Origin of the sequence: Paraburkholderia sp. (assembly GCF_036488505.1) — a bacterium.
Taxonomy (GTDB): domain Bacteria; phylum Pseudomonadota; class Gammaproteobacteria; order Burkholderiales; family Burkholderiaceae; genus Paraburkholderia.
Genome location: NZ_DASXHN010000069.1, coordinates 1 through 9,393, shown reverse-complemented (window position 1 = coordinate 9,393; position 9,393 = coordinate 1). Strand labels below are relative to the sequence as shown.

General features: G+C 60.7%; 11 protein-coding genes and 2 pseudogenes. 3 read left to right on the top strand and 10 right to left on the bottom strand.

What is annotated here, in order from left to right; all coding sequences use genetic code 11:
- The 7 genes from VGH68_RS04020 to VGH68_RS03990 all read right to left on the bottom strand — a co-directional run.
- Positions 1 to 380, bottom strand: a 380-nt coding sequence (locus VGH68_RS04020; RefSeq protein ID WP_331602205.1) for an aldo/keto reductase, incomplete at its 3' end; no start/stop codon positions are given.
- Positions 381 to 619: 239 nt separating this feature from the next.
- Positions 620 to 1,225: a DapH/DapD/GlmU-related protein gene (locus tag VGH68_RS04015; RefSeq protein ID WP_349257466.1), complete on the bottom strand. Its 606-nt coding sequence runs from the start codon at positions 1,223 to 1,225 to the stop codon at positions 620 to 622.
- Positions 1,226 to 1,327: 102 nt separating this feature from the next.
- Positions 1,328 to 2,128 (bottom strand): phosphonate ABC transporter, permease protein PhnE, encoded by an 801-nt coding sequence (gene phnE / locus VGH68_RS04010; RefSeq protein ID WP_331602203.1) that lies wholly within the window; start codon positions 2,126 to 2,128, stop codon positions 1,328 to 1,330.
- Positions 2,125 to 2,886, bottom strand: a complete 762-nt coding sequence (locus VGH68_RS04005; RefSeq protein WP_331602202.1) for a phosphonate ABC transporter ATP-binding protein — start codon at positions 2,884 to 2,886, stop codon at positions 2,125 to 2,127. The genes phnE and VGH68_RS04005 overlap by 4 nt, the downstream gene beginning before the upstream one ends.
- A gap of 95 nt (positions 2,887 to 2,981) precedes the next feature.
- Positions 2,982 to 3,881 (bottom strand): phosphate/phosphite/phosphonate ABC transporter substrate-binding protein, encoded by a 900-nt coding sequence (locus VGH68_RS04000; RefSeq protein ID WP_331602201.1) that lies wholly within the window; start codon positions 3,879 to 3,881, stop codon positions 2,982 to 2,984.
- A 217-nt stretch (positions 3,882 to 4,098) separates the two neighbouring features.
- The gene (locus tag VGH68_RS03995; RefSeq protein ID WP_331602200.1) at positions 4,099 to 5,232 is read right to left on the bottom strand and encodes an alpha-D-ribose 1-methylphosphonate 5-triphosphate diphosphatase; all 1,134 of its coding nucleotides are present in this window, start codon (positions 5,230 to 5,232) and stop codon (positions 4,099 to 4,101) included.
- A gap of 649 nt (positions 5,233 to 5,881) precedes the next feature.
- Entirely contained in the window at positions 5,882 to 6,094 is a 213-nt protein-coding gene (locus VGH68_RS03990; protein WP_331602206.1) for a hypothetical protein, read from the bottom strand.
- Between the two features lie 38 nt (positions 6,095 to 6,132).
- Between VGH68_RS03990 and VGH68_RS30190 the strand changes: the two are divergent.
- The 3 genes and pseudogenes from VGH68_RS30190 to VGH68_RS03980 all read left to right on the top strand — a co-directional run.
- Positions 6,133 to 6,268, top strand: a pseudogene (locus VGH68_RS30190) (IS6 family transposase); the annotation flags it as partial.
- 999 nt (positions 6,269 to 7,267) lie between these two features.
- Positions 7,268 to 7,693 (top strand): hypothetical protein, encoded by a 426-nt coding sequence (locus VGH68_RS03985; protein ID WP_331602199.1) that lies wholly within the window; start codon positions 7,268 to 7,270, stop codon positions 7,691 to 7,693.
- A gap of 367 nt (positions 7,694 to 8,060) precedes the next feature.
- Positions 8,061 to 8,264, top strand: a complete 204-nt coding sequence (locus VGH68_RS03980) for a cold-shock protein (protein WP_331602198.1) — start codon at positions 8,061 to 8,063, stop codon at positions 8,262 to 8,264.
- Positions 8,265 to 8,330: 66 nt separating this feature from the next.
- On the opposite strand, the pseudogene VGH68_RS30185 reads toward VGH68_RS03980, so the two are convergent.
- The 3 genes and pseudogenes from VGH68_RS30185 to VGH68_RS03970 form a co-directional block, all read right to left on the bottom strand.
- A pseudogene (locus VGH68_RS30185) lies at positions 8,331 to 8,399 on the bottom strand (IS6 family transposase); the annotation flags it as partial.
- A gap of 237 nt (positions 8,400 to 8,636) precedes the next feature.
- The gene (locus VGH68_RS03975) at positions 8,637 to 8,861 is read right to left on the bottom strand and encodes a hypothetical protein (RefSeq protein ID WP_331602197.1); all 225 of its coding nucleotides are present in this window, start codon (positions 8,859 to 8,861) and stop codon (positions 8,637 to 8,639) included.
- Between the two features lie 130 nt (positions 8,862 to 8,991).
- On the bottom strand, positions 8,992 to 9,393 hold a 402-nt coding region (locus VGH68_RS03970), incomplete at its 5' end, for a hypothetical protein (RefSeq protein ID WP_331602196.1).

Here is a 9,393-nt window from a genome sequence, read left to right as displayed (position 1 = left end):
GGCGTGTGATGATCTTCCGCGTGAAGATAGAGCAGATCGATATAGTCTGTATTCAGACGCTTCAGGCTGGCCTCGACGGCCTGGATCACATGTTTGCGCGAGGCACCGCGCGCATTGACGTCACGCTCCAGCAGCGGACTGGCGAATTTGGTCGCCACCACCCAGCGATCGCGCTGGGCAGCGATGCAACGCCCGACGACACGCTCCGAATCACCGCCGGAGTAGGCGTCAGCGGTATCGATCGAGTTGACGCCCTGCTCATGTGCCTTGTCGACGATGCGCGCGGCAGTCGTCTCATCCGTCGTGCCGCCGAACAGCATCGTACCGAGGGTCAGCGTCGAAACCTTGAGGCCGCTGAGACCGAGTTGCCGAAATTCCATATGAAAATTTGCTCCACTAGTTCGAAAGGTTCTCAGCCCGTTCCAGAAATTCATGCGACACAGCCGTCTAATGTCTGGACGTCTAGATGAATCACATCGGGCAAGAACGGTTGCGGTGTTCGCGCTCACAACGTGGTATCGGATATGAATGCGCGATTTCCCACCTGTCACGGGGAAAATTGCCAGTCAGGTCATTTTCGCCACTTCAGCGCATAGCGAACCAGCACGTTAGCGACGAATTAACCGCCGTACTTCTCGGCGAACTCGACCGCTGTAAGCGTGCGAAAATCGGCCAGGGCCGCATCGATTTGCTCCGGGTTCCAGTCCCACCACGCGATCTGCTGCAGCCGCTCGGAAATGCGGGCATCGACGCGAAAGCGCAGCACGCGCGCCGGCACCCCGACAACGATAGCGAACGGCGGCACGTCTTTGGTCACGACCGCGCCTGACCCGACAGCGGCACCCGTGCCGATGGTGACCCCGGGCATCACGATGGCGTCATGCCCGAGCCACACATCGTGGCCGATCTCGACCCGATCCTGCGCGCGCCATTGGAAGATGGCGTCGTCGTCGTCGAGAGAGAGCCCGTATGAGCGTGAGCGATAGGTAAAGTGATGGTGGGTGGCCCGCCACGACGGGTGGTTGGGCGGGTTGATGCGCACGCCGGTGGCGATGTTGGCGAATTTGCCGATGTGCGCATGGGCGATCTGATTGTCGCCCATCGCATAGCCGTAATCGCCCATGACCGATTCGGCAACATGGCTGCGTGGGCCAAGATACGTGTAGCGGCCAAAGTCGCTCGCGCGCACGAGTGCCGTCGGATGGATCTCCGGATCTTCCGACAAGACGCTGCCGAGCGCCCACGGATCGGCAGCGACGCCATGATTGATTAGCATAAAAGTTTGGGATTCAACGTTGAGGTGACAGCGGCAGCGCCTGTCTGGCCCTCACATAACGAGGCCGCGCAGATAGGCGGAAGCGCGTTCGGCGCAAGCGACCAGTACGAAGGTAACGATCAGCAGGAACGACACGGTCTGGTACTGGAACAGGTTCATCGCAGTCAGCAACTGGAAGCCGATCCCGCCCGCGCCGACGAAGCCGAGCACGAGCGACGAGCGCAGGTTTTCGTCGAAGCGGAATAGTCCGATGCCAAGTAGCGACGGCAACACGCCCGGCACCACCGCATGGGTCAACACCTGCAGGCGGCCGGCACCAGTCAGTGTCAGCGCTTCGACAGGGCCCATGTCCATGTCTTCGATCACTTCCGCAAACAGTCGTCCGAGCATGCCGACCGAATGGACTGCTAGCGCAAGCGCGCCCGGAAAAGGTCCGAGCCCAACGGCGGTAACGAACAGGAGTGCCCACACCAGATCGGGGACCGCGCGGGTGACGCCGATCAGCGCACGCGACGCATAGTAGAGGGGCTTCGACGGCGTGACATTCGCGGCCGCCAGGATCGACAGTGGGAAAGCAAGCAGCACTCCGAACACGGTGCCGAAAATCGCCAGATCGATCGTCTCGAGCACCGGCCAGAGATTCGGCACGAACTGATCGAACGCCGGCGGCATGGCGCGCGAAATTATGTCGGCCATCCCGTGCGCGCCGGTCACCAGATCCTGCGGACGCGCCTGAACCACGATCCACGCCTGCACGAACAGGGCAAGTATGACGGCCACGATGCACACCGCCCAAACAGTGTGCGCCTTCGGCGAGCCGGTGAGCGCGCGCATTTCAAGAGCATTGTTCATGACGGTTCGTCCACATAGAGGCGCGCGATCTGCTGACTGGACACTTCGGAAGCCGTCCGGTCGAATTCCAGTTCGCCACGGCGCAGACCGACCAGCCTGTCGGCATAGCGCACCGCCAGTTCCGGCTGGTGCAGTACGCATACCACCGCAAGGCCATCTTCGGTAGCGAGGCGGCGCAACAGCCGCATAACCTCGTCGGCTGCTTCAGGGTCCAGACTGGCGACCGGTTCATCGGCGAGCAATACGTGCGGACGTTGCGCCAACGCGCGAGCGACCGCCACACGCTGCGCCTGGCCGCCCGAGAGCGTGCCGGCGCGCTGGCCAGCCAGATGCAGCAGACCGACTTCGTCCAGACAGGCTCGTGCCGGTTCAATTTCCTCGCGGGGCAGACGTCCCAGAGCAGTCGCGAGCGTGCGGTGCCGGCCCAGCGTCCCGCAGCAGACGTTCGTCAGCACGCTGCGTCGTTTGACGAGATTGGCGTTTTGCGAAATCAGCGCGAGCGGCAAACGCGCCTGCCAGAGGGCTTGGCCCGAGAGCATCGCCAGATCGCGTCCGGCAACCTCCACCGAGCCTGCGGTCGGCCGGTTCAGTCCCACCACGCACTTCATGAAGGTCGACTTGCCGCTGCCATTGCTGCCGAGCACGACCACCATCTCACCCGCCTGGACCGACACGTTGAAATCGCGCAGCGCAATATGACCGTTCGCGTAACGCATCGTCAGGTCATGCACGGCTAACTTCACGCCGGGCGCAAGCATGGCGCGCGGTGCTGTCGCGCGTTTTCCGGTTCCGAGGGCCGCGAACGCGGCCGCCGGGTCTCGCGGAATCTCACCAGATGCACTGAAACGGGTATTCACAGTTTTGCCAGGTCGATGTGAAGCGTAGAAACAAGATCGCGAATCTGGTTGTAGGCGGCATCTGATTGCGGCACCGTCTTTAGCTCCGGGTTCTCGTTCGACGCGAGAAACTTCTGATCGGCCTCCGGCAACTGGCGCAGGTCCAGCGAACTCAGGACGCTTGCCAGACGGGCCTTGAAATCCGCCGGCAAATCGCCGCGCACGGCGAGCGGATCGAGCGGAATCGGATCCGATTTCCACAGCGTGACATAGGCCGCAGGATCGTACTCGCCGTGCAGCTTGGCGCTCGCGATTTCTTCGCTGTTCAACTCGCCTGCGTCGACCTTGTGGTTTCGCAGCGCTTCGAACGATGCCGTATGGCTGCCCGCATAGACCCCCTTCACGCCCTTGTCCGGGTCGATACCGTTCTTGCGCAGACCGTAGGCGGGAAACAGATGGCCGGACGTGGAAGCCGGATCGGCGTACGCAAAGGAACGGCCGCTGATGTCGGTCAGCGTCTTGACGCCGGAACCGGGCCACGTGACGATCGACGCGTAATAGGTGGCCGGCTTGCCTTGTTCGCCCGCGAACGTGGCCACCGCCTCGGCGTGCGCGACCTGGTGGGCAAGCACGTAGCCGAGCGGGCCGAATTCACCGAATTCGAGCTTGTTGTTGCGCATCGCTTCGATTTCGGCGTTATAGCTGGTTGCCACGTAGAGTTGCACCGAACAGCCGAGCTTATCGCCGATCATCTTGGCGAGGTCCGTGTAGACAGGCAGCATGCGTTGCGCCGATTCGTACGGCTCGACGCCGAAGCGAACCACGCCGTCGTTCGGACAGGTACCGGCTGCGTGTGCCGCACCGGCGACGAGACACGCTGCATATATTGCGGCTGCTAGAACTTTGGAGACCTTCATATATTCCTCTATCTGTATTGAAAGCGTGCGGAGCGATTCCACGACGAATTACAGCTTCAGCACCGGCCTCCTTAAGGGGCGGCACGGCACTCCTATTCCATCTCGCTCATTCTAGAAATCGCATGTGACAGGTCTGTGTACTTGTAGAGCCGTCTAGACGAATTTGACCTCTGCCGGCTCGACTGTAACCGTGTGCCCGACCGCAGCCCGGCATGCGTCAGACGATGCGCTCCCCTGCCCGCCATGTCGCACGCGGTACGGGCAGCCCATCGTGCACCCTGACGCGCACAAAGTCGGCCCGCAAACCAGGTTCGATGGCGCCGCGGTCGGACAGCCCGACCCTGCGAGCCGGTTCGGCGGATACCGTAGCGATTGCGCGCGGTAGCGTCCAGCCAGCCTTGTCGACGAGCTCGAACGCAGCGGTCAACAGACTCGATGGCACATAATCGGACGACAGGATGTCGAGCAACCCCGCCTTCGCGAGCTCGAGCGCGGAGACGTTGCCCGAGTGCGACCCGCCCCTTACGATGTTAGGTGCGCCCATGATCGTCGAGATACCGTGTTCGCGCGCGGCTTGTGCGGCGGCGCGGGTAGTCGGGAATTCGGCGAGTACGATGCCTTCGGCCGCCGCCTGTTCCACATGCTCGACTACGGTATCGTCGTGGCTCGCCACCGCCACGCCCAGCGCCACGCAACGTGCGACGATCTCGCGGCGGTGCTGGTCGGCGTAGCGCTCCTGCCCATCCGTAAGCTCGGCTACCACGGCCGCGAAATGTTCGTCAGTCAGCTTGCCGTGCCGTTCCTGCCAGCGCCGCCACTGACTGCGGTCGTGCCATTGCCGCTGCCCGGGCGTGTGATCCATCACCGACGCGAGGCGCAGCAGCGGATGCGTGTAGAGCGAATCGAACACGTCCACCACGTCGGGCGCGGCGATTTCGCAGCGCAGATGCAGGAAATGTTCGGCACGCAGCAATTGGCTCTCTGACAAACGTGCGAGTACTTGAGTGCACTGCGTTTGCAGGTCGCGGTTGTGCATGTCCACGTCGGAACGCGCGCCGATTCGAAGCGAATCGAAGACGGTCGTGATGCCGGCCGCGGCCACCTGCGCATCGTGAATCACGAACGCCGCGTCGATATTCCAGCGCACTCCCGGACGCGGCGCGAGATGCTTCTCGAGGTTGTCAGTGTGCAGTTCGATCAAACCCGGCAACAGATAGTCGCCTTCCCAGTCAACAGCCTCGCGTGCTGACGTGGCGCCCCGTTCCACGTCGCGAATGAAACCGTCTTCGATACGCAAGGTGCCTGTAAATTCCTCGTCTCGCGTGACGACGCGAGCGTTCCTGATCAGCATCAATGTGCTCCGTGTGTGCGTCGGCCTCAGCGTCCTGTTGCTGCAGGCCGCAGCGGAGTGGTTGTAAGTCGACGGCGGCGGATCGCGACTTCTGCAAGCGCAGCGTCGCTTGACGACCGCCATCCACGCGCGACGCGAGCTTGAAGAAGTCAACGCCAGCGTGGCGCTCACCGGGGGTACTGCTCATGCAAAGGACCGTCATGGCACCTTTTGTCATCTAAACGTCTAGATGTGTAACGTCATGTCAGTACCCCCGCGACGCGAGCGATGCGCGTTATATCTTCATCACGGTTCGCCCGCCACAATGCGCGGCGGTTTGATTCATTTGAACCGGCGCCAATGACAACACGATGACATCGATCAATAAAGCAGCCGCGACGCCCCTCTCGGAACGCCGGGCTTTCTCATGCTCGGACTAGTCTACTTCCTGAGTGAGGCGGGTTAGTTGGTGCGGATTGAATCTCTGGGCGTCGCAGTGAACAATCGTGTGGACAACCGGAACTCCGGGCCGCTGAGGGGCACGTGTGGCGTCCTTGCTAAACGGGCTCAGTAGCGTGAAGGAAACATAACGCCCCGCCGTTGCCTATGCATGAGCCGAAGACAGATACTGCTGCGCATCAACCACTTGTCTCGGATTTGCCGACGTTGTCTAAAGGCTTGCGAATATTTTAGGCGGACAAGTTTTTGCGACCGTTGCGGGCATCCAGGCGTAGCCAGTCACCACGACGGCGAAGGCAAACCACGTTGATGTGCCGTAGGCCTGCAGCGGCGAAGTCGCCACCGCTTCCTGCGAGTGCGCCTGCAAAACCGCATCGCGGTTGGCTTTCAGGTTCCCACGTGCGACCGCGCCATTCACGATCATGATGAGATGCCGAAGGCGCTCGAAGCGCGCGACAAGACTTCAGCCCAATCCGGCAGCACTTTGCGTTTCTCAGACATCAGATGAACGCGGCATGTCATCGCGCCATGCTAACAACAACGCATCGCCACACGCCATGACGGGACCGTCTTAACCGCAGCCAAGCGCGTTACCTGATAACCATGACTACCTTGAACCAGACTTGCAGTCCACGCTCGTCGACTTGACAGTGCCCGTGGTGAAGATCGGTGCCTACGAAAAGCTTTGCTTTCTTTCCGGGCGCTTGTCGTCACGGAGCCGGACAGCAGCACCGTCCCCGAGGAAACAAGGAGTGGGCGGCCACATGAATTTCCACGGCGACATCCGTTGACTTCAGTGATATCGGGTAAGACTGCGTAATCGACTGTGAAACCTGTCGCGAGGAGGCTCGAACTACAATGTTCTTGCCGCTTATCTGTGAGGCCGTCTTATCGGTGGTCCACGTCTGCCGGGGTCTGCTAATGGGCCTTTTTTTGTTTGCAGCGCTCAGAGCAGAAGCGAACCAGAAAACACCAGGTAGTTATGACCCTGCGCCCGTTCGCAGCGATGTGCACGCCCGGCTATCACGCAGCGCCTGCCGCTAGTATCGGCGTCAGTATGGGCGGTCAAGTATTAAAGCTAGTCAGCACGTAACGGTACCTGACGGTCGGGTGCTACCTTTAACAGGTCAAGACAATCACAGGTTCTGCAAATGACTCGACTCCTTTTCGCGCCAGGCATTGCGTGCCTTGTATACGTTACTTCTGTTTTCGCGCAGTCAAATCCGGACCAATCGAACGCCGCGATAGCAGACAATTTTGCGTTCATGAATCACCCGCCACAGCGGCCAGTCGCGGCGAGCACGCCAGCGGCGAAGGGCCGCGTTCAGGGTCATCGGGGCCGTCAATTTTCCACGAGTCCGGACTCGACTGGCGCCGCTCCCACTCAACCATAGCGTTACCAAGCTTCGTCACACGCACCGTCCCGTCCTGGCGCCCGCGCAAGTCCTGCCCAAACCAAAGGGCCGGCGAAACCCGCGTGGCCAATTTCACGAGGGCGTGACTGGGCGCTGGCCATCATGCCTGGCAAGCAATTCACCAATACATTCCGTCAGACGTCGAGTCCGTTCGACGGCATTCGAAACGGGGATATCGCCTTATGAATGTGATGCGCGCGTGCGCGATGATTGGATTGCTGGCGGGAGCGGTGAACTGCGGCTTCGCGCAGCAGGCATCGTCGCCGGCGGCCGACCTGCGAAACCGGCTGCAACATAGACATGCCGCGCATTCGATCGACAATGAACTCGATAGGCTCACCACGACATTACAGCTGTCACAACAGCAGCGCACCGAAGTTGCAGTGCTGCTACAGCGGCACCACGACGCGATCCAGTCACTGATCAATAGCTACCCTAACGGACCAGATGACCTTCTTCAAGAGCGGATCCATTCGATCAGCGACGACACCCACCGCGAGATCAACGCGTTGCTGACCGTCCAGCAGCTCGTGCTGGTGCGGCAAATGCAGGCACAGATGAACGAAGCAGGCCGAAGCCGCTACATCGACTCTTTGCGTAACCGCTGACGCCCGAGAAAGCGGCGGGCTGTTCTTTATAACGCGTGCAGCCGACTGGGGAGCAAATAATCGGTGGGCTTGAGATCACTCACCGCGTGAGATTCCGCCATTCCGCGTGGGTCAGGTGGTTTGCGATGCAGATATCTGTTCGCAGCTAAAGCGCTCAACTGCTACACGGTGTGCTTTTCGGGATACCACCGCCGATGCCACTCAACGTTTCTCCAGCCAAAGTCGCCAAATGTGACGAGTTAATGTCCGCGCCCACTCTCGGAAACGCCAATTGTTCAGAGCATTCTCCCTCTGTTAAAAAGACCCTACGTGCGACGGACAACCGTCCGGGACGCAAACATATCGGTCTTTGGAGAGAGTCAGGCAAATGGCAACCGGTACAGTGAAGTGGTTCAACGACGCAAAGGGTTTTGGTTTCATCACGCCGGATAATGGTGGCGAAGACCTCTTCGCGCACTTTTCCGAAATCCAGAGCAGCGGCTTCAAGTCACTGCAGGAAAATCAGAAGGTGACCTTTGAAGTGAAGCAGGGCCCGAAGGGCAAACAGGCGGCTAACATTCAGCCAGTCTGACATCTCGGCGCACCCGGTATAGCGCAGAAAACGGTCCGCCGATGCGGACCATTCTTTTTTCAGCTACTTCACGTAGGTCTCGTCGACCCGCCACGACTGACCGGCTTTCGTAGCCAACCGATTCCAGCGTTTGACGATACAGATGTCGTGTTTCGCGGCGCGTAAGCTGAGCAGCGGCCGGTACCCCCGCGTCGGACGCATAGATGGCTGCAACTGAACGAATTGTCGATTGACGCGAGCGGCTTTCTCCCGTTGCGGATCACACAGTCGACCGCTCGCCAACACGCGCTCACTTCAGATCCGTGGGAAAGCTACCGGCGCATTCGCCAAGCCATACACCGCCGCGATGCGCCGCGCTGTTGCGACGCAGCGCTAACTGCCCTGCATTTCGCTGCCTTTCAGCTCGCCGTGTCGATGCGAATGCGTCGCCGCGTATTTGAGTTCGTAATGCGCGCCTTGGCCACTGCGCGTTGGCGGGAAGTGCTCACCCTCCACGCAGGTCACTTCGAAGGTGCCCTTGCCGTCATCGTGGACCACCGAATAGATACCGGACGTCTTCACGATTTCGCCGGGCTTGAATGCATTGTCGCCAGCCATTGCTGTCTCCATGGAAGTCGGTTGCGACGATCGCGCAACGCTCGTGCCTGGCGCGGTCAGCATTGTGCTGCGGCCTCGCGAGCCGGTCACACCGGCAAGCAGGCTTGTGACTAGCCAGGCGACTCCGATCTCACTGTTTCATCTTGCCGGTTGCATCGCCACCCGATGCGGCCTGGGGCGACATGCCTTTCTCGCGTTGCTGCATCAAGGTGCCGCTGGCGGGCTTGCTGCCGGTGTCCGCGGCGCGGCCTGTGTTCTCGGTCGCGGGGGCCGGCTTTGTGTTCGGGCCTGCGCCGTTTTGAGTGTTGGTTTGTGCCAATGCACTTGCGCTGGCAACGACGGAAATGACGCTGATTATTGCCACTATGGTCCGTTTCACGATTGTCTCCGGTTTGGGGAGCGCGTTTTGCGCTGCCTCCGTGCCAGCGGCCGAGCACCTGGCGTGCCCGAATACCTGGACCGTACTCAGCCTGAAACGACACTTCTGTCCGTCCCTCAAAACTTGCGATTTGCTGTCTCGAAAAATACGGTA

Bases quoted from the DNA above. Each gene is read 5' to 3' on its own strand.
- VGH68_RS03995 (WP_331602200.1), bottom strand. From the start codon at position 5,232: ATGCTGATCAGGAACGCTCGCGTCGTCACGCGAGACGAGGAATTTACA.
- VGH68_RS04005 (WP_331602202.1), bottom strand. From the start codon at position 2,886: ATGCTTGCGCCCGGCGTGAAGTTAGCCGTGCATGACCTGACGATGCGT.
- VGH68_RS03975 (WP_331602197.1), bottom strand. From the start codon at position 8,861: ATGGCTGGCGACAATGCATTCAAGCCCGGCGAAATCGTGAAGACGTCC.
- VGH68_RS03985 (WP_331602199.1), top strand. From the start codon at position 7,268: ATGAATGTGATGCGCGCGTGCGCGATGATTGGATTGCTGGCGGGAGCG.
- VGH68_RS04000 (WP_331602201.1), bottom strand. From the start codon at position 3,881: ATGAAGGTCTCCAAAGTTCTAGCAGCCGCAATATATGCAGCGTGTCTC.
- VGH68_RS03990 (WP_331602206.1), bottom strand. From the start codon at position 6,094: ATGATCGTGAATGGCGCGGTCGCACGTGGGAACCTGAAAGCCAACCGC.
- phnE (WP_331602203.1), bottom strand. From the start codon at position 2,128: ATGAACAATGCTCTTGAAATGCGCGCGCTCACCGGCTCGCCGAAGGCG.
- VGH68_RS03980 (WP_331602198.1), top strand. From the start codon at position 8,061: ATGGCAACCGGTACAGTGAAGTGGTTCAACGACGCAAAGGGTTTTGGT.